This is a genomic window from Bradyrhizobium sp. Kon56 (genome assembly GCF_055807635.1).
Genome location: NZ_JBVVOU010000023.1, coordinates 1 through 16,890, shown reverse-complemented (window position 1 = coordinate 16,890; position 16,890 = coordinate 1). Strand labels below are relative to the sequence as shown.

The 16,890-nt window shown below is 63.5% G+C and carries 21 protein-coding genes and 1 pseudogene; 13 read left to right on the top strand and 9 right to left on the bottom strand.

Annotated features, from left to right (window positions below; genetic code table 11):
* The first annotated feature begins 38 nt into the window (after positions 1 to 38).
* The 5 genes and pseudogenes from AC0L3B_RS28595 (at position 39) to AC0L3B_RS28575 (ending at position 2,428) form a co-directional block, all read left to right on the top strand.
* Complete coding sequence (locus AC0L3B_RS28595) at positions 39 to 590, top strand: DUF4142 domain-containing protein (protein WP_247402959.1); 552 nt, start codon at positions 39 to 41, stop codon at positions 588 to 590.
* A gap of 188 nt (positions 591 to 778) precedes the next feature.
* A pseudogene (locus AC0L3B_RS28590) lies at positions 779 to 877 on the top strand (SDR family oxidoreductase); the annotation flags it as partial.
* Positions 878 to 1,011: 134 nt separating this feature from the next.
* Positions 1,012 to 1,596, top strand: a complete 585-nt coding sequence (locus AC0L3B_RS28585) for a phosphatase PAP2 family protein (protein ID WP_247298602.1) — start codon at positions 1,012 to 1,014, stop codon at positions 1,594 to 1,596.
* Positions 1,593 to 1,940, top strand: a complete 348-nt coding sequence (locus AC0L3B_RS28580) for a DUF3147 family protein (RefSeq protein ID WP_018456208.1) — start codon at positions 1,593 to 1,595, stop codon at positions 1,938 to 1,940. The genes AC0L3B_RS28585 and AC0L3B_RS28580 overlap by 4 nt, the downstream gene beginning before the upstream one ends.
* A complete protein-coding gene (locus tag AC0L3B_RS28575; protein WP_247298599.1) occupies positions 1,940 to 2,428 on the top strand; it encodes a DUF3147 family protein in 489 nt (162 codons plus the stop codon). Before AC0L3B_RS28580 ends, AC0L3B_RS28575 begins: the two co-directional genes overlap by 1 nt.
* On the opposite strand, the gene AC0L3B_RS28570 is transcribed toward AC0L3B_RS28575, so the two are convergent.
* Positions 2,425 to 2,592: a hypothetical protein gene (locus AC0L3B_RS28570; protein ID WP_162847273.1), complete on the bottom strand. Its 168-nt coding sequence runs from the start codon at positions 2,590 to 2,592 to the stop codon at positions 2,425 to 2,427. The two genes, AC0L3B_RS28575 and AC0L3B_RS28570, sit on opposite strands and share 4 nt — an antisense overlap.
* Positions 2,593 to 2,768: 176 nt before the next feature.
* Between AC0L3B_RS28570 and AC0L3B_RS28565 the strand changes: the two genes are divergently transcribed.
* Positions 2,769 to 3,017 (top strand): hypothetical protein, encoded by a 249-nt coding sequence (locus AC0L3B_RS28565; protein WP_018456205.1) that lies wholly within the window; start codon positions 2,769 to 2,771, stop codon positions 3,015 to 3,017.
* A gap of 137 nt (positions 3,018 to 3,154) precedes the next feature.
* Here the strand turns inward: AC0L3B_RS28565 and AC0L3B_RS28560 are convergent, their stop codons facing one another.
* Both AC0L3B_RS28560 and AC0L3B_RS28555 read right to left on the bottom strand, forming a co-directional pair.
* Positions 3,155 to 3,361 carry a hypothetical protein gene (locus tag AC0L3B_RS28560; RefSeq protein ID WP_007594775.1) on the bottom strand — a complete coding sequence of 69 codons (207 nt, stop codon included), beginning with the start codon at positions 3,359 to 3,361 and terminating at the stop codon, positions 3,155 to 3,157.
* Positions 3,362 to 3,676: 315 nt separating this feature from the next.
* Complete coding sequence (locus AC0L3B_RS28555) at positions 3,677 to 3,871, bottom strand: hypothetical protein (protein ID WP_026233106.1); 195 nt, start codon at positions 3,869 to 3,871, stop codon at positions 3,677 to 3,679.
* Between the two features lie 96 nt (positions 3,872 to 3,967).
* On the opposite strand from AC0L3B_RS28555, the gene AC0L3B_RS28550 reads away from it, so the two are divergent.
* A complete protein-coding gene (locus AC0L3B_RS28550) occupies positions 3,968 to 4,480 on the top strand; it encodes a DUF4142 domain-containing protein (protein ID WP_085352567.1) in 513 nt (170 codons plus the stop codon).
* 4 nt (positions 4,481 to 4,484) lie between these two features.
* Here AC0L3B_RS28550 and AC0L3B_RS28545 read toward each other — a convergent pair whose 3' ends face one another.
* Complete coding sequence (locus tag AC0L3B_RS28545) at positions 4,485 to 4,781, bottom strand: hypothetical protein (RefSeq protein ID WP_247298596.1); 297 nt, start codon at positions 4,779 to 4,781, stop codon at positions 4,485 to 4,487.
* Between the two features lie 281 nt (positions 4,782 to 5,062).
* On the opposite strand from AC0L3B_RS28545, the gene AC0L3B_RS28540 reads away from it, so the two are divergent.
* Positions 5,063 to 11,350: a HAMP domain-containing protein gene (locus tag AC0L3B_RS28540; protein WP_231188781.1), complete on the top strand. Its 6,288-nt coding sequence runs from the start codon at positions 5,063 to 5,065 to the stop codon at positions 11,348 to 11,350.
* 13 nt (positions 11,351 to 11,363) lie between these two features.
* The gene (locus AC0L3B_RS28535) at positions 11,364 to 12,854 is read left to right on the top strand and encodes an HWE histidine kinase domain-containing protein (RefSeq protein ID WP_085352570.1); all 1,491 of its coding nucleotides are present in this window, start codon (positions 11,364 to 11,366) and stop codon (positions 12,852 to 12,854) included.
* On the opposite strand, the gene AC0L3B_RS28530 is transcribed toward AC0L3B_RS28535, so the two are convergent.
* A complete protein-coding gene (locus tag AC0L3B_RS28530) occupies positions 12,851 to 13,072 on the bottom strand; it encodes a hypothetical protein (protein WP_018456200.1) in 222 nt (73 codons plus the stop codon). The genes AC0L3B_RS28535 and AC0L3B_RS28530 overlap by 4 nt on opposite strands.
* Before the next feature lie 138 nt (positions 13,073 to 13,210).
* Here AC0L3B_RS28530 and AC0L3B_RS28525 point away from each other — a divergent pair, with 138 nt between their 5' ends.
* Positions 13,211 to 13,468 (top strand): hypothetical protein, encoded by a 258-nt coding sequence (locus tag AC0L3B_RS28525; RefSeq protein WP_018456199.1) that lies wholly within the window; start codon positions 13,211 to 13,213, stop codon positions 13,466 to 13,468.
* Positions 13,469 to 13,563: 95 nt separating this feature from the next.
* Positions 13,564 to 13,812 (top strand): hypothetical protein, encoded by a 249-nt coding sequence (locus AC0L3B_RS28520; protein WP_085352571.1) that lies wholly within the window; start codon positions 13,564 to 13,566, stop codon positions 13,810 to 13,812.
* 130 nt (positions 13,813 to 13,942) lie between these two features.
* Here AC0L3B_RS28520 and AC0L3B_RS28515 read toward each other — a convergent pair whose 3' ends face one another.
* A complete protein-coding gene (locus AC0L3B_RS28515; RefSeq protein ID WP_085352572.1) occupies positions 13,943 to 14,152 on the bottom strand; it encodes a hypothetical protein in 210 nt (69 codons plus the stop codon).
* An 18-nt stretch (positions 14,153 to 14,170) separates the two neighbouring features.
* Positions 14,171 to 14,392 carry a hypothetical protein gene (locus AC0L3B_RS28510; RefSeq protein WP_085352573.1) on the bottom strand — a complete coding sequence of 74 codons (222 nt, stop codon included), beginning with the start codon at positions 14,390 to 14,392 and terminating at the stop codon, positions 14,171 to 14,173.
* 108 nt (positions 14,393 to 14,500) lie between these two features.
* Here AC0L3B_RS28510 and AC0L3B_RS28505 point away from each other — a divergent pair, with 108 nt between their 5' ends.
* Together AC0L3B_RS28505 and AC0L3B_RS28500 are read left to right on the top strand one after the other, a co-directional pair.
* Positions 14,501 to 14,695, top strand: a complete 195-nt coding sequence (locus tag AC0L3B_RS28505; RefSeq protein ID WP_018456195.1) for a DUF3072 domain-containing protein — start codon at positions 14,501 to 14,503, stop codon at positions 14,693 to 14,695.
* An 85-nt stretch (positions 14,696 to 14,780) separates the two neighbouring features.
* Positions 14,781 to 15,098: a DUF6496 domain-containing protein gene (locus AC0L3B_RS28500; RefSeq protein WP_018456194.1), complete on the top strand. Its 318-nt coding sequence runs from the start codon at positions 14,781 to 14,783 to the stop codon at positions 15,096 to 15,098.
* Between the two features lie 6 nt (positions 15,099 to 15,104).
* Here the strand turns inward: AC0L3B_RS28500 and AC0L3B_RS28495 are convergent, their stop codons facing one another.
* Both AC0L3B_RS28495 and AC0L3B_RS28490 read right to left on the bottom strand, forming a co-directional pair.
* A complete protein-coding gene (locus AC0L3B_RS28495; RefSeq protein ID WP_026233103.1) occupies positions 15,105 to 15,479 on the bottom strand; it encodes a hypothetical protein in 375 nt (124 codons plus the stop codon).
* A gap of 267 nt (positions 15,480 to 15,746) precedes the next feature.
* Positions 15,747 to 16,890: Do family serine endopeptidase (locus AC0L3B_RS28490; protein ID WP_473381466.1), on the bottom strand; the 1,144-nt coding region annotated here is incomplete at its 5' end.

Genomic DNA, 16,890 nt, shown 5'->3' with positions numbered 1-16,890 from the left:
CGGCGAGAGGCTGCGCGCCCATTCGGAGGGATCGGTCCATGAAACGAATGATTATCGCAGCTGCTTGCGTGCTGCTCGCAGGCCCCGCACTCGCCCAGTCGCTCGGCGAGAAAACCGGCGTCAACTCGGCGCTCGGCGTCGCGCCCGCCACCGCCGACTTCGTCAAGGAAGTCGCCATCAGCGATATGTTCGAGATCGAGTCGAGCAAGCTCGCCGAGCAGAAAGGCAACAGGCAGGAGAAGACCTTTGCGCAACAGATGGTGACCGACCACACCAAGACCAGCAGCGAACTTAAGGGCCTTGTCAGCGGCGGCAAGGTGCAGGCGACGCTGCCGACAGCACTCGACAGCTCGCATCAGAGCGAACTCGACAAGCTCAAGAGCGCGAATGGCAAGGACTTCAGTTCGGATTACAATTCGTACCAGGTCAGCGCCCATGAGGACGCGGTCTCGCTGTTCGAGCGTTACGCCAAGGGCGGCGACAATTCCGACCTGAAGGATTGGGCCGGCAAGACGCTGCCGGCGCTCAAGCACCATCTCGACATGGCCAAGGAGCTCGGCAAGGCGCCGAGCGTCGGTCAGACCAAGTAAACATCTTACGAGGACGCCGGCCCTACCGGCGTCCTCTCGTTTTGCAACGATGCCTGTCTCCGCGCAGTGAGATCGAAGATCGCGGAGATCGTCATGACACATCACGACAAGACTTCAGTATCCCGCCGGCACGTCGTCCAAGCGGCGAGCGCAACGCTCGCTGCTGCTTCGCTGGCCTCTTCGACAGCGGAGGCATGACGCCGCTCGGCCGTTCCGGCCAGCCCGCCGAACTGGCCTCGATTTATGTGCAGCGTGCCGCGGCCGACGCGAGCAATGCGACCGGCTAGGTGTATGGGTCCGCTGGTGGATCGGGACAGCCGTAGTCGGCGCGGCAGACTTATGCCACGAGGCAGAGCCCAGGAACCTTCTTTGTCTCCGGGCTTTACAAAACTGTCATGAAGGACATCACGCTTGCAGACCGATGGCATTAGTAGAGGTTAAACCTAGCCGGATCGACACCGCGATCGCGGATACGATCGCTGATCACACCAATTCAGGCATCGAGCACACGGCGCAGACATTGACCTGGGCTGCCGACGAGCACGTGCTGCTCGCGCTGGCCGCGGCAGGGTGGCTCTACACTCATATTTGGCAGCCCCAACAGCGCCCCGTTGCAAATCACGTTGTGGCCGTGTCGCTGGCGACTGCCGTCCTCCCGCATGTCCTGAAATCCATATTCGATCAGACCAGGCCAGACCGGCTGACCATACGCGGACACCGACATGGAGTACCCATCTCAGGACAGGCGCGCGACGCCTTCCCGTCCGGTCACGCGGTCCATATGGGCGCACTTGCCTCGGCGGCGGGCCTGCTGCCGAAAACGCCGCGTCGGTTGGTGCGTGCGATTGCGGTCGCACTTTCGCTGACACGGATTGCGGTACTCGCGCATTGGGCAAGCGACGTCGTCGCAGGCTTTGCGCTGGGCGCGGCTGTAGAGAGACTCTTGCGGCCATGGACACTGACGCAATCGTTGCGCAAGCAGCTCACTTGGCGGAAACGGCCATGACCGAATATGTCGTGCGCTTCATCGCCGGTGGCATCATCGTCTCCGCTTTTGCGATCTTGGGCGATATGCTCAAACCCAAAAGCTTTGCGGGGTTGCTCGGCGCAGCACCGTCAGTTGCACTGGCGACGCTCGGCATCGCCGTCGTCCAGCACGGCCCGCAATACGCCGCGGCAGAAAGCTGGACGATGATCTATGGCGCGGTCGCGCTCGGCTGCTACAGCGTCGTCGTCTGCCATCTGCTGATCAGATACTGTGTGTCCGCGCTGCCGGCGACCGTCCTTGCTGGTATCGTGTGGCTTGCGGTCGCCTTCGGCCTGCTCGCCGGCTTTGGAGGTGCGGCCTGATGCCGGTCAAGCTGTCGCTCTCCGCGCTGAAGCAGACGCGCTGGTACGAATACGGCATTCGTTTCCTGCTCGGTGGCCTGGCGACCGTGCTCACGGGGGTTCTGGGAGCGCGCTTCGGTGTTTCCGTCGGCGGACTTTTCCTTGCGCTTCCCGCCATCTTCTGCGCGAGCGCAACGCTGGTCGAAAGCCATGAACGCCGCACCAAGGAGAAGGCCGGCCTCAGCGGCACGCGCCGCGGACAAGAGGCCGCCGGGCTCGACGCGGCTGGTGCCGCCTGGGGAAGCATCGGTCTCCTGGCATTCGCCGCCGTCTTTCATGTTACCGTGGCCGCAAGCGTTCCGGGCGCTTTCGCCGCCGCGTTGATAGCTTGGGCCGTGGTTTCGGTATTGGCCTGGGGGCTCAGGCGCAAGCTGCGCATCGTCTCCCGCAAACCGCCCCGGTCAGCCCATTCGCCATCAGCAAAGGATTCTCCCCTTACGAAGCGTTAGCCCGCTTTGGCATGCATTGACGGCTGCAATCTCGGCGGTTGAAGGCCCGGGCTGTTGGCCCAGCGCTCGACCTGCTCGATGACCTTCTGGTGGCTGGGGCGCACCGGCCTGGGTGCTTCGCTCTCTTCGACATGTGTGCGGGGCAATCTGACTTCGTTCGTCATGACGTCTCTCCCATTTGCCGGGAGTATACACCTGTCAAAGGATCCCTGCATCACATAAGTTATTGATTTCGTTATATTTTTTGGCTAACTTGGCGTCATAGCCGCATCTTGTGGAACCGCGGCCGAATGAGTTCGTTGAGTAAACTACTCAACTTGCTCATTTTGGGTGATTGATCATGAACGACCTTCGCGCCGAGCGGCTCCAAGTCATGCTGTCACCGGAAGAACTGGCCGCGGTGGACGACTTCCGGTTCAAACATCGCATGCCGACGCGAGCCGCGGCCGTGCGCGAGCTCCTGAAGCTCGGACTGGCCACCGCCGCAGTCGATGCAGGGGCGAATGTCAAATCGAGCAGGTTCGGAGTTTTCGGGCGCGGCCCGGACGGCCATACGCAACCGCATCCCGAGCGCGGCTCCGAGGATTAGTCCAGCCTGATGCTCAAGCAAACGGCCCCGGCACGGGGTGCCAGGGCCGTCCTTGGAGATTACTTCCGGATCACCGGGGGCATGACAACCGGAAGCAATCCCTCGACTCTTCGCGTGCGAATTCGTTCCTGAAGGAATTAGCCGCTCGGCGCGTCGCCGGAATCATCGGGCGCCATGCCGGAACCGGGCGTCTTGCTGTTGTCGTTCAGCTTGGGATCGCGCGTGGCCTCACGAGAGGGCGAGCCCTTTGGCTCCGACTTGTGCACGGTCTGCGCACGCTGCTTGTCCCGCGGCTGCTGTTCACCACGCTGATCTCTGATGATGCCTTGGTCGGAATGGGCCATGATAGCTCTCGCCTCTTTGCTGTCTCGAAGCGCTTACGCGCCGGAGCGTCGAAGGTTCCGACCCGCGAGATCAGACTGCTAACTGTGCGCTGAGTGCACCGGGGTCGATGCATTTTCGTGATGCACCTGCCGCACTGTCGTCACGGTGGCGAACGCGACCGACACGCCAAAGGCGAGGATGAGCGAAAGAAGAGCCAGACGTGGAGCCATTGCAAAAACCTCCTGAAATAGGAAATCAACGCGATCGACTGTTACGAATGATCCTGCTTGTTGTCCGTGCGCAGTCTCACACGCAGATCCACGAACACGACAGAATTACGCATCCTGCTTTTGAGGCCTGCGCGTTGGAACGGGCGGCACCTCGCCGTCGAGCCAATCCTGCTCGTCGGCAAGTGCCGTCCACGCATTCGCCATGCGCAGAAAACGATTGTGTGCCGGCTGTGCTTCGGCCCTCTCGGCGAGCTGGAGGCAGTTGTCGGCGTTATCCCTGAAGATCTCGGACTGTTTCATCAACATGAATTGGGGACGGAACCGACGCGTCGCAACCGCCCTTACCGGATCGTAACATCTGCGGAACTTTCGACCGCCGTCCGCCATTGGACGTCCATGCGGATTCTTCTCGCGATGGTTTTGGCGTTCATCAGCACTGCACCGCTTGCCGACAGCACCGGAGAGCGACGGCCGACCGGCCGCACGCCGACCGCAACCGAGACCATCAGCGACCTCTACACTTTCAGCCGCTTTCAGCAGGGCTTGCTGGAGAGCACCGACCTGAAGGGCAATGCCGAGGTCAAGAACCTCGCCGCCCTGCGCGCCGAAGAAGCAGCCCGGCGCGACAAGGCCCTGAAACAGATTCAGGAGACGATCGGCACCGAACCGCGCGTCGCCAAGACGACCTCGGCGAGCGCGAGCCTGGTCGAGCCCGAAACTTCGGACGGACCGACTTTCGTCAGAAGCTTCTATGCCGCGCAGATTCCCGAGTATGAATCGGTGATCGACCTGCTCGAGCGCTATCTGAAGGCGCCCGACAATGCCGCGCTTGCAACATTCGCGCGCGAGCAGCTCCCACTGTTGCGCTCACAGGTCAAAGACGCCGAGCGCACCATGGCAGACAAGTAGCCGTTTATTTAGTGTTCGGATGACTTTGCTGGCTCGCCGGCCGCACGGTGCGGTCGCTCTCCGGCATCCGGTCCCGGCCGGCATCCCCATTGTCATCCTTGCCGCCCGAAGTCGAGGTGCCGCTACCGCTGGGATTGGACCGGGTCGACGCACCCGTAGTTGGTGTGTCCGCGCGTGGGGTGGCGGAGCTTGCGGCGGGGTCGCCGGTCACCGCACCACGGCCGCTGGGCGCGCCGCCTTGTGCGAACGCCGATCCAGCCAACAACATCACGGTGCCGATCACGGCAAATCCTGCTTTCATGTGCGCTCTCTGTATTCGAGGCTAACAGCAGGACCAGCGGTCCGTTCCGGAAGCGATGACCGAGGCCCCGAAACGGGCCCCCAAGGTGTCTTCCCTCGGCAGAAATCAGGAACCCAATGGAACCATTCCGAGGTATCGCTATTATGTTAATCGGGCTGAGCAAAGCAGGTTCCACGTCCTGGCGCCTTAACGTTGGCGCTTGATTTCGAATTTGGCTGACGCTCTATTTTGATAATCCGCGTCTTGCCTGGGAATCGGCTGACGCCTGCGGGGGACAAATTATGAGCGACCTCGATCCCGGATCTGCATCACGTTCCGGTCGTCGCGTTCCAAAGCCAAAAACCAACGGCATGTCGGAGCCCGATTCCCGGGCAGAATTGCTGCTCGCCCTGCAGGCCATGCGCAACGGCGATTTCTCCGTGCGCATGAGCGGCGACTATCTCGGCATCGACGGCAAGCTCGCCGACACTTTCAATGACATCATCGCCGCCAATCAGCGCATGGCGCAGCAGCTCGAACTGGTCGGCCAGGTGGTGGGCCGCGAGGGCAAGACCCGCCAGCGCGTGAAGTTTGGGCTGGCCTCCGGCTCCTGGGCCGACATGGAAGGCTCGGTCAATACGCTGATCGACGATTTGCTGTGGCCGACGCGCGAGGTGACGCGCGCGGTCGCAGCCGTGGCGCAGGGCGACCTGCTCCAGACCGTCAAGCTCGACGTCGATGGACGCCCCCTGCGCGGCGAATTCCTGCAGTCGGCGACCATCGTCAACACCATGATCAAGCAGCTCGGCGTGTTCACCTCCGAGGTGACGCGCGTGGCGCGCGAGGTCGGCACCGAAGGCAAGCTCGGCGGCCAGGCCCAGGTGCCTGAGGTGACCGGCGTCTGGAAGGATCTGACCGAGAGCGTCAACTCGATGGCGAACAACCTGACCAACCAGGTTCGCAACATCGCCGAGGTGACGATCGCAGTTGCGAACGGCGACCTCTCGAAGAAGATCACGGTCGACGTCCGCGGCGAGATCCTTCAGCTCAAGGAAGCCATCAACACGATGGTGGACCAGCTCCGCTCCTTTGCGTCGGAAGTGACGCGCGTGGCGCGCGAGGTCGGCACCGACGGCAAGCTTGGCGGCCAAGCCATCGTGCCAGGCGTCGCCGGCACCTGGAAGGATCTCACCGACAGCGTCAACGCGATGTGCGGCAATCTCACCGCACAGGTGCGCAACATCGCCAACGTCACCACCGCCGTGGCCCGCGGCGACCTGTCGCGCAAGATCACGGTGGACGTGCGCGGCGAAATCCTGGAGCTGAAGGACACCATCAACACCATGGTGGACCAGCTCAACTCGTTCGCCTCGGAAGTGACGCGCGTCGCGCGCGAGGTCGGCACCGAAGGCAAGCTCGGCGGCCAGGCCCAGGTGCCGGGCGTCGCCGGTACCTGGAAGGACCTCACCGACAACGTCAACTTCATGGCGTCGAACCTCACCGCGCAGGTCCGCAACATCGCCGACGTTGCCACCGCCATCGCGAGCGGCGACCTCTCCAAGAAGATCACGGTGAACGTCTCGGGCGAAATCCTTCAGTTGAAGGAAACGCTCAACACGATGGTCGACCAGCTCAACGCCTTCGCCGGCGAAGTCACGCGCGTCGCGCGCGAGGTCGGCACCGAGGGCCGGCTCGGCGGCCAGGCCAACGTGCTCGGCGTCGCCGGCACCTGGAAGGACTTGACCGAGAGCGTCAACTCGATGGCCTCGAACCTCACCGCGCAGGTCCGTAACATCGCCGAGGTGACGACCGCGGTCGCGGGCGGCGATTTGTCGAAAAAGATCACCGTCGATGTCCGGGGCGAGATCCTCGAGCTGAAAGACACCATCAACACCATGGTGGACCAGCTCAACGCCTTTGCCGGCGAAGTCACGCGCGTTGCCCGCGAGGTCGGCACCGAAGGCAAACTCGGCGGCCAGGCCCAGGTGCGCGGCGTCGCCGGCACCTGGAAGGATCTCACCGACAGCGTCAACTCGATGGCCTCGAACCTGACCGGGCAGGTCCGCAACATCGCCGAAGTCGCGACCGCGGTGGCCAAGGGCGATTTGTCGAAGAAGATTACCGTCAACGTGTCAGGCGAAATCCTTCAGCTGAAGGAAACGCTCAACACCATGGTGGACCAGCTCAACGCCTTCGCCGGCGAAGTCACGCGCGTCGCGCGCGAAGTCGGCACCGAAGGCAAGCTCGGCGGCCAGGCCGAAGTCCCCGGCGTCGCCGGCACCTGGAAGGACCTCACCGACAGCGTCAACTCGATGGCGGGCAACCTCACCGCCCAGGTCCGCAACATCGCCGAAGTTGCGACCGCGATCGCCGGCGGCGACTTGTCGCGCAAGATCACCGTGGACGTGCGCGGCGAGATCCTTCAGCTCAAGGACACGCTGAACACGATGGTCGACCAGCTCAACCGCTTCGCGGGCGAGGTGACGCGCGTGGCGCGCGAGGTCGGCACTGAAGGTCGGCTCGGCGGCCAGGCCAACGTGCCCGGCGTCGCCGGCACCTGGAAAGACCTCACCGACAGCGTCAACTCGATGGCGGGCAACCTCACCGCCCAGGTCCGCAATATCGCCGAAGTCACCACTGCCGTGGCGCGCGGCGACCTCTCGCGCAAGATCACCGTCGACGTCCGTGGCGAGATTTTGGAGCTGAAGAATACCATCAACACCATGGTGGACCAGCTCAACGGCTTTGCCGGTGAAGTGACGCGCGTCGCGCGCGAAGTCGGCACCGAAGGCAAGCTCGGCGGCCAGGCCGAGGTGCCCGGAGTTGCCGGCACGTGGAAGGATCTCACCGACAACGTCAACTTCATGGCCTCGAACCTCACGGCTCAGGTCCGCAACATCGCCGAGGTCGCGACCGCGATCGCCGGCGGCGACCTCTCAAAGAAGATCACGGTGGACGTGCGTGGCGAGATTCTGCTGCTCAAGGACACCTTGAACACCATGGTCGAGCAGCTCCGCTCCTTCGCCGCCGAAGTGACGCGCGTCGCGCGCGAGGTCGGCACCGAGGGCCGGCTCGGCGGCCAGGCCGTCGTGCCCGGCGTCGGCGGCACCTGGAAGGACCTCACCGACAACGTCAACCTGCTGGCCGCGAACCTCACCACCCAGGTCCGCAACATCGCCGAAGTCACCACCGCCGTCGCGCGCGGCGACCTGTCGCGCAAGATCACCGTCGACGTGAAGGGCGAAATTCTCGAGCTCAAGAACACCATCAACACCATGGTGGACCAGCTCAATGCCTTCGCCGGCGAAGTCACGCGCGTTGCCCGCGAGGTCGGCACCGAAGGCGAACTCGGTGGCCAGGCCCAGGTGCCCGGCGTCGCCGGCACCTGGAAGGATCTCACCGACACGGTCAACTTCATGGCGGCGAACCTGACCGAGCAGGTCCGCGGCATCGTCAAGGTGGTGACCGCGGTCGCCAACGGCGATCTCAAGCAGAACCTCACCGTGAAATCGAAGGGCGAGGTCGCGGCGCTCGCCGACACCATCAACAACATGACCGAGACGCTCGCGACTTTCGCCGACCAGGTGACGTCGGTGGCGCGCGAGGTCGGCGTCGAGGGCAGGCTCGGTGGTCAGGCCGACGTGCCCGGCGCCGCGGGCACCTGGAAGGACCTCACCGGCAACGTCAATTTGCTGGCAGCCAACCTCACCTCGCAGGTGCGTGCGATTGCGGAAGTGGCGACCGCCGTGACCAAGGGCGACCTGACGCGGTCGATCCAGGTCGACGCCCGCGGCGAGGTCGCAGAGCTGAAAGACAACATCAACACGATGATCACGAACCTCCGTCTCACGACGGACGTGAACACCGAGCAGGATTGGCTGAAGACCAATCTGGCGAAATTCACCAACATGCTTCAGGGCCAGCGCGACCTCACCACCGTCGGTCGCCTGCTGCTGACCGAATTGTCGCCGCTGGTGAACGCGCATACCGGCGTGATCTACCAGGTCGAGAATGAAGAGAATCCGCGGCTCCTGCTGCTTGCCTCCTATGCCGGCGACGGCGTCTATCCGTATCCGCGCGTGCTGCCATTCGGCGACGGCCTGATCGGCCAATGCGCGCTCGACCGGCGCCCACGCGTGATCGCGGACATTCCGCCCGACGTGGTGCCGATCAATTCCGCGCTGCTTCGCGTCGCGCCGAAGAACCTCGTGGTGCTGCCGGTGCTGTTCGAAGGCCAGGTCAAGGCGGTCATCGAGCTCGCCTCGCTCACCTCCTTCACGACCTCGCAGATGACCTTCCTGGAGCAGCTCACGGACTCGATCGGCATCGTGCTCAACTCGATCGAGGCGACGATGCAGACCGAAGGCCTGCTCAAGCAGTCGCAGCAGCTCGCCGGCGAGCTCCAGACCCAGCAGCGCGAATTGCAGCAGACCAACGACCAGCTCGAACAGAAGGCGCAGCAGCTCGCCGAGCGCAACGTCGAAGTCGAGCGCAAGAACCAGGAGATCGAGCAGGCCCGCCGCGCACTGGAGGAAAAGGCAACCGAGCTCGCGCTGACCTCGAAGTACAAGTCCGAATTCCTCGCCAATATGAGCCACGAGCTGCGCACGCCGCTGAACTCGATCCTGATCCTGGGCCAGCAGCTCACCGACAATCCGGACGGCAATCTTACCGGCAAGCAGGTCGAATTCGCCCGCACCATCCATGGCGCCGGCACCGACCTGCTCAATCTCATCAGCGACATTCTCGATCTCTCCAAGATCGAGTCCGGTACGGTGACGGTCGACGCCGAGGAAATCCTGACCGCGAATCTGCTCGAGACGGTCGGGCGGCCGTTCCGTCACGAGGCGGAGAACCGCAATTTGTCGTTCAAGATCGACGTCGATCCGAATCTTGCGCGCAGCCTCGTCACCGATTCCAAGCGCCTGCAGCAGGTTTTGAAGAACCTGCTCTCCAACGCCTTCAAGTTCACCGCCGAAGGCGAGGTGCGCCTGAAGGTCGCCGCCGCGGTCGGCGGCTGGGGCACGGATCATCCCGTGCTGAACTCGGCGCCGGCCGTGATCGCATTCGAAGTGTCCGATACCGGCATCGGCATTCCGCTGGAGAAGCAGAAGCTGATCTTCGAGGCGTTCCAGCAAGCGGATGCCGGCACCAGCCGCAAATATGGCGGTACCGGCCTCGGCCTTGCGATCAGCCGTGAACTCGCAAGCCTGCTCGGCGGCGAGATCCACCTGCGCAGCTTGCCGGGCAAGGGCTCGTGCTTCACGCTTTACCTGCCGCTGAAATATTCCGGCCCGACGCTCGCGCCCCGCGCAACGCCCCAACAGAGCCAGCCGCCGGCGCTGCAGCCCGCGACAGCCGAACCGCAGCGCGTGATCGAGCAGCTTCCCGACGACCGGCTCAACCTCGAACCCGGCGATAGCATCCTCCTGATCGTCGAGGACGACCCGCACTACGCGCGCGTGTTGGTCGACCTCGCCCGCGACAAGGGATTCAAGGTGCTGGTCGCGGCCCGCGGCGCGGAGGCGCTGGAGCTTGCAAAGCAGTACCAGCCGAGGGCTGTCTCGCTCGACGTATTCCTGCCGGATATGCTCGGCTGGACCGTGTTGAGCCAGCTCAAGCACAATCCGCTGACCCGCCACATCCCCGTGCAGATCATCACGCTCGACGAGGACCGCCAGCATGCGCTGGCGCGCGGCGCCTTCTCCTTCGTCAACAAGCCGACGACGACCGAGGGTGTCTCGGCCGCGCTGACCCAGATCAAGGAATATGCGCGACCGCGGCGCAAGCGGCTGCTCATCGTCGAGGACAACGAGGCCGAGCAGCTGTCGATCCGCGAGCTCCTGCATCACGACGACATCGAGATCGTGACGACCGGCACCGGTGCCGACGCGCTCTCGATGCTGCGTGAGAACCCCTGTGATTGCGTCGTGCTCGACCTGCGCCTGCCCGACATGACCGGCTTCGAGGTGCTGGACCAGATCCGCAATGACGAGGCGCTCTCGAACGTTCCGGTGGTCGTCTTCACCGGCCGCGAGCTGTCGGCCGAGGAAGATGCGGAGCTCCACACCATGGCGCGGAGCATCGTGGTCAAGGGCGTGGAATCGCCGGAGCGCCTGCTCGACGAGACCGCGCTGTTCCTGCACCGCGTGATCACGGAGTTGCCGATCGAGAAGCAGCGCATGCTCGAGAAGCTGAACAGTTCCGACGAAGACCTGATCGGCAAGACCGCCCTGCTCGTCGACGACGACGCCCGCAATATCTTCGCGCTGTCGAGCGTGCTGGAGCGGCGCGGCATGAAGGTGCTGACGGCCACGACCGGCAACGAGGCGGTGGCCCTGGTCGAATCCAACCCGGAGATCGCCATCGTGCTGATGGACATCATGATGCCGCAGATGGATGGCTATCAGACCATCGGCGTCATTCGTGAAAACCCCACCTTCGCCCGTCTTCCGATCATCGCGTTGACGGCCAAGGCCATGAAGGGCGACCGCGAGAAATGCCTCGAGGCCGGCGCGTCCGACTATCTCGCCAAACCCGTCAACACCGATCAATTGCTGCTTGCAATCCGCATGTGGCTGCACCGCTGAGTTGGATGCCCGTATGGACCACGAAAAGGTCAACATCCTCCTCGTCGACGACCAGCCGGCCAAGCTGCTCGCCTATGAGGTGATCCTGAAGGATCTCGGCCAGAACCTCGTGATCGCCTCGTCCGGTCGCGAGGCTCTGGAGGTGCTGCTCAAGACCGAGATCGCGGTGATCCTGGTCGACGTCTGCATGCCCGAGCTCGACGGCTTCGAGCTCGCCGCGATGATCCGCGAGCATCCGCGCTTCCAGAAGACCGCGATGATCTTCATCTCGGCCATTCAAGTCAGCGACATCGACCGCCTGCGCGGCTACGAGATGGGCGCCGTCGACTACGTCCCGGTGCCGGTCGTGCCGGAGGTGCTGCGCGCCAAGGTCAAGGTGTTTGCAGAGCTCTATCGCAAGACGCGCGAGCTCGAACGGCTGAACCAGGATCTCGAGGACCGCGTGCGTGCACGCACCGCCGAGCTGGAGAATTCGACCGCAAAGCTGCGCGAGAGCGAAGAGCGGCGCAGCATGGCGATCGCCGCCGGCAAGATGGGCTCCTGGGACTGGGACTGGATCACCGGCGACTGGATGTGGGACGAGGGACAATACCGCATCTTTGGTGTTGGCCCGGAGAGCTTCGAGGTGAATCCGGCCAACGTTCAGGCGCTGTTGCATCCGGATGACGTCGATCAGTTGCGCAAGGCGATCGCCGAATTCAACAAGGGCACGCGCTCCTATGAAACGGAGTTCCGCATCGTGCGGCCCGACGGCGATGTGCGCTGGTGTGTCGGCACGGCCGCCGCCACGGTTGACGATAGCGGTCGGGTCATGCGCGTCAGCGGCGTGACGGTGGACATCACCGAACGCAAGCGCGCCGAGGAACGGCAGACTCTCCTGGCGCGGGAAGTCGATCATCGCGCCAAGAATGCGCTGGCGCTGGCGCAATCGATCGTGCGCCTCACCCGCGCCGACGAGGTCAAAGCCTATGTCAGCGCCGTCGAGGGACGCATCAATGCACTGGCGCGCGTGCACACGATCCTGTCGCTATCGAGCTGGCAGGGCGCCGAACTCTCGAAGCTGATCGACGAGGAGCTTGCGCCCTATTCCCTCGGCGGCCAGATCAAATTGGCGGGGTCGGAAGTTCAGTTGCTGCCGGCAACCGCCCAGACGCTGGCGCTGGCGCTGCATGAGCTTTTCACCAACTCGGCGAAATATGGCGCGCTCTCGACGCGGACGGGACGGCTCGCAATCGGCTGGCAGGTCGAGGACGAGCTGCTCACGCTGACCTGGGAGGAATCCGGCGGCCCGCTCGTCATGACGCCAAAATCCCGCGGCTTTGGTACGCGTAGCCTGCTTGCGAGCGTCGAGTCCCAGCTCGGCGGGCAGGCGCGATTCGATTGGCGCGCCGAGGGTCTGCTGTGTCGGCTCGAGGTGCCGTTGGTCCGCAAGACTGCCGCGACGACCGCGCCCGGCAACTTCGAAGCCGCCAGCTCCGCCGAATTGCAGCGCGCTTCCGGCTAACCGGAGGCCGCACTCTTCCTGCGCTGCGTCGTTTGCGGCTCGCGCGCGACCCGTCCTTCGAGCCAGGCTTCTGTTTGGGCGAGATCGCGCAGAGCCTTGGCATAGCGGCACGCCGCGCTTCGCTCCGCGCCGCGGGGCAGCTTGCGCGCTTTGCGGAGGATGTCCGCAGCGGCGTTACGATAAGCCAGAGAGCGATAGAGAAAGACCACCTTACCCATATCGAATGTTCCCGTGTTGCGCGGTCATTCTCGCCCACCCGGCATGAACGTCGGATGAAGCGGATGATGACAATTCCTTCATGCGGGTGGAACCGGCGCGTGTCGCAGGCGTTGCATGCGAGATTGGGATAGAGTTCCATGCGCGCGAAGAAGTCGTCTGACCTGATCTCTCCCAGCGGGCTCGTCAAGCTGATGACGCACGCGATGATGGGCGCAGCCTTAGGACTCGCTTTCAGCCTCTTGCTCGTGCTGTCCAATCCCGGCGTCGCCAATTTGCTGAGTCACGGCGGAAGGCAGGCCGTGGTCGTTTTCGCCCTCACCTTGGTGACGACGTTCGCGATCGGCGCGACACTGACCGGCGTCGTATTCATCCTCGCCGAGGACAAGCAATCTTGAACTATGCGTGCTTTACCGGAATTTCTTCGTTCGGAACTCCTGCGACGAATGGCAGTTTGCTGCCTGCGTCAATTCAACTCAGGGAGTTCCCGCAGATGAAGACCACCAAGCTCGCTCTTGCCGTGATGTTGGCAACCGGCCTCGCCGCCGCACCGTTCGCAGTGCAGGCCAAGTCGCATAAGGCAAAACACGGATCATCGATGTCGACGTCGCAGACCACCACGGGCGCCAACACCAAGTCCTCCAAGGGTGCTGATCCCTCCGGTCAGGGCGGCTCCGGCCCCGGCTCCGACCAGGGCGGCACCATGACGAACAACAAGGCCGGTATGAGCAACACCAAGTAGGCGTTCGGCGAAAACACGAAGGCCCCGCGATCGCGGGGCCTTTTGCTTTGGGATTCGAACAGACTTCTCTCGGGCCGCTTCGTCAACATGCGGTATCGACGAGCCCCGCACCTCGCGTTGCGCGCAGGCTTCAGCTACGATGGCTGCCCAGGATGTCAGGATGAACGCCTGCAGGATCTGACTTCACCAAATGGTCGAGTCGTGCGCGCTTGCGCGCGATCAAGAGCTGGGCCGCGGCGTCGTCGAGCCCCTCGCGTTGCAGCTGCCGGATGGCAGAGCCCAGTTCGAGAATCTCGGCGCGCAGCTTTAGAATCCGGTATGCATCCGGGACTTCCTCCACCGTGCGCTCCCAAGGCTCTCAGCGGCTCGCGATCACGCGCAGAGGACTACCTGATGTCTTCGCGGAACGAAGGCGCATCCTATCGCGGACATTCGGCAGGACATCGCCGCCACCTGCAGCCTTCCATTCGCCGATCAGCAGATTGATTTTCCGGCGCAGATCCATTTGCGCCAGGGCCTTCTCCGTGCAGTCCCGATCGCGCTCGACGAGCTCGCGTACGGCCGCCTCGACATCGGCCATTTCCAGCCTCAAGGCGCTGATTTTACGTCGAATTTCATTAATTCTGTTGTCCATGAGAACAAAATAAGAACATATAGTCAAGTCACGATTTCAGAAGGGAGAAGCGACATGCAGGTTCAAGGTAAATACGATGCCAAGTCTTTCCTCACCGAGCAGATGACGCGGGCGCAGGGCCTCCGGCTGAAACGGCTGAGCGAAGAGGCGTATCAGCCCGCGCAATACGCGCGGGATCTGTCCTCCAGCGAGGCAGCACGGCGCATTCAGGTGCTGGAAGCGGAGATCGAGCTGGCGGATTCGTTCTAGGCTAGGTCGCCTATCCGGAACGTTGCTTGCACTTTCGGAACCATGCCTGTCCCGGATTGTTTTCCCAGGCCAAGGGAGAACATGCATGGCACGCAAGGCAAAGAAGCGCCGCTACTCGCGCAGCTCCGGCAGCGATGTCGAAGGCGAGATGAAGCGCTACAAGAAGGGGACCGCGAAAAGCGGACCGGGCGGTCGAGGCGGACGCGTGAAGAGCCGCAAGCAGGCAATCGCGATCGGCCTGTCGAAAGCGCGCAAGAAGGGCAAGAAGGTCCCGAAGAAGGCCGCGAAACGAAAGACGTCCAAGAAGACGTCAAAGAAGACATCTCGGAAAACATCCAAGAAGACTTCGAGAAAGAGTTCGAAGAAGACGTCGAAGCGCAAATCCTCCAAACGGTCGCGCTGACCTCAGTCAGATCATGCTGCCCGGCATGAAGCAGCGGATCGAAACGCCGAACGCGGTCTTCACCGGCCACACCATGGTGCGGCCGGCCCGGTTCGGCTCGGTGATCACGGCTTCGTCCGGTACCTCGACCCACTCGCCGTCGAGCCGCACGCGGTAATGTCCATTGTGCGAGTCCCAATCGGGATCGGCGACCGCAAACCCATCCGCATCCGAGCAGCACGGACCGAGATGGCTGCGCAGGCCGTCGAACCACGGCTTGAGAGGTGAGTCCGCGTAGCGGCCGTCGTCGCGCCCGAGAGCGTTTCCACCCCATAGCACGAGTGGCGCTACCAACGGCGCCACAAGCAGCGCACTTCTCAGCGAGAGCTTCAATCGATCCATGTCGGCACCGATCAAATACGAATTGCCGGCCGGCTCAGCGGCGGCAAGTTCGAAGTTCCACGCTTGCAATCGTCGGCGGCTTCATTGCCGCCGAGTCTGTACGAGATCCGCAATTGTGATGAGCGAACACGGCTTTTTCGGACGAAACCGGGTCATCCTCCCTGCCGTTAACGAGAATGTTATCGGCGATCTGCGGAAATCCTGAAGGCGAACGGGAAAGGCGGCCAGAAGGCCGCCTTTTTGGAGTTGCGCCGATCGACGTTCGCCTTATGCGAGCGGCACCGCGACGAACCGGGTCGCCTGTGCGCTTCGGACCTGCAGCAGCACGCTGCGCTTGCCGGACGATTTCGCCTGCGCCAGTTCCGAACGGACATCGCCGATATTGGCGACGGCCTTGCCGCCCACATTGAGGATGACGTCGCCGGTCTGGATGCCGCGTTGCGCGGCCGGCCCTTGCGGATCGACTTCAGTGACGACGACGCCCTTCTGGCCGGCGCCCTGCACGTCGCCGGCCGGAGCCAGGCTGAGCCCCAGACGCGGCGGCATGCCGGCATCTGGCTGCGACTTGCCCTCGTCGGTCCTAGCCTGCCGCTCGTTCGGCAACTCGCCAAGCGCCAGTGTCACCGTCTTGCTGTCGCCTTTGTGGACGACATCGAGCTTCACGGACGTGCCGGGCGCCAGGGTGGCGATGGTGCGGGCGAGATCGCGGGAATCCTTGATCGCGGTGCCGTTGACGGCGGTGATGACGTCGCCCGCCTCGATGCCCGCCTTCGCCGCCGGGCTGCCGTCCTGCGGATTGTCGACGATCGCGCCGCGCGCCTCCTTGAGGCCCAGACTGTCGGCGATATCCGACGTCACCGGCTGCACCTGGACGCCGAGCCAGCCGCGTGTGACCGCGCCCTTGTCCTTCAACTGTGCGACGACGAGCTTTGCGGTCGAAGCCGGAATGTCGAAGCCGATGCCGACCGAGCCGCCGGAGGGCGAGAAGATCGCAGTGTTCACGCCGATCACGTTGCCATTCATGTCGAAGGCCGGGCCGCCGGAATTGCCCTTGTTGATCGGCGCGTCGATCTGGATGAAGTCGTCATAGGGACCATTGCCGATGTCGCGGCCGCTGGCCGAGACGATGCCGGCGGTCACGGTGCCGCCGAGGCCGAAGGGATTGCCGACCGCGACCACCCAGTCGCCGATACGCGGCTTCTGGTCGGAGAATCTGACGAACGGAAAATCCTTCTTGCCCTCGACCTTGATCAGCGCGAGATCCGTTTTCGGATCGGTGCCGACCACTTTCGCGCTGTAGATGGTGCCGTCGTCCATCGTCACTTGCACCGATTCGGCGTGATCGACGACGTGGTTGTTGGTCACGGCATAGCCGTCGGCGGAGATGAAGAAGCCGGAGCCCTCACCCGTG

Excerpts from the sequence above, each read along its gene's own strand:
- AC0L3B_RS28595 (WP_247402959.1), top strand. The coding sequence starts at position 39 with ATGAAACGAATGATTATCGCAGCTGCTTGCGTGCTGCTCGCAGGCCCC.
- AC0L3B_RS28585 (WP_247298602.1), top strand. The coding sequence starts at position 1,012 with ATGGCATTAGTAGAGGTTAAACCTAGCCGGATCGACACCGCGATCGCG.
- AC0L3B_RS28580 (WP_018456208.1), top strand. The coding sequence starts at position 1,593 with ATGACCGAATATGTCGTGCGCTTCATCGCCGGTGGCATCATCGTCTCC.
- AC0L3B_RS28575 (WP_247298599.1), top strand. The coding sequence starts at position 1,940 with ATGCCGGTCAAGCTGTCGCTCTCCGCGCTGAAGCAGACGCGCTGGTAC.
- AC0L3B_RS28570 (WP_162847273.1), bottom strand. The coding sequence starts at position 2,592 with ATGACGAACGAAGTCAGATTGCCCCGCACACATGTCGAAGAGAGCGAA.
- AC0L3B_RS28565 (WP_018456205.1), top strand. The coding sequence starts at position 2,769 with ATGAACGACCTTCGCGCCGAGCGGCTCCAAGTCATGCTGTCACCGGAA.
- AC0L3B_RS28560 (WP_007594775.1), bottom strand. The coding sequence starts at position 3,361 with ATGGCCCATTCCGACCAAGGCATCATCAGAGATCAGCGTGGTGAACAG.
- AC0L3B_RS28555 (WP_026233106.1), bottom strand. The coding sequence starts at position 3,871 with ATGAAACAGTCCGAGATCTTCAGGGATAACGCCGACAACTGCCTCCAG.
- AC0L3B_RS28550 (WP_085352567.1), top strand. The coding sequence starts at position 3,968 with ATGCGGATTCTTCTCGCGATGGTTTTGGCGTTCATCAGCACTGCACCG.
- AC0L3B_RS28545 (WP_247298596.1), bottom strand. The coding sequence starts at position 4,781 with ATGAAAGCAGGATTTGCCGTGATCGGCACCGTGATGTTGTTGGCTGGA.
- AC0L3B_RS28540 (WP_231188781.1), top strand. The coding sequence starts at position 5,063 with ATGAGCGACCTCGATCCCGGATCTGCATCACGTTCCGGTCGTCGCGTT.
- AC0L3B_RS28535 (WP_085352570.1), top strand. The coding sequence starts at position 11,364 with ATGGACCACGAAAAGGTCAACATCCTCCTCGTCGACGACCAGCCGGCC.
- AC0L3B_RS28530 (WP_018456200.1), bottom strand. The coding sequence starts at position 13,072 with ATGGGTAAGGTGGTCTTTCTCTATCGCTCTCTGGCTTATCGTAACGCC.
- AC0L3B_RS28525 (WP_018456199.1), top strand. The coding sequence starts at position 13,211 with ATGCGCGCGAAGAAGTCGTCTGACCTGATCTCTCCCAGCGGGCTCGTC.
- AC0L3B_RS28520 (WP_085352571.1), top strand. The coding sequence starts at position 13,564 with ATGAAGACCACCAAGCTCGCTCTTGCCGTGATGTTGGCAACCGGCCTC.
- AC0L3B_RS28510 (WP_085352573.1), bottom strand. The coding sequence starts at position 14,392 with ATGGCCGATGTCGAGGCGGCCGTACGCGAGCTCGTCGAGCGCGATCGG.
- AC0L3B_RS28505 (WP_018456195.1), top strand. The coding sequence starts at position 14,501 with ATGCAGGTTCAAGGTAAATACGATGCCAAGTCTTTCCTCACCGAGCAG.
- AC0L3B_RS28500 (WP_018456194.1), top strand. The coding sequence starts at position 14,781 with ATGGCACGCAAGGCAAAGAAGCGCCGCTACTCGCGCAGCTCCGGCAGC.
- AC0L3B_RS28495 (WP_026233103.1), bottom strand. The coding sequence starts at position 15,479 with ATGGATCGATTGAAGCTCTCGCTGAGAAGTGCGCTGCTTGTGGCGCCG.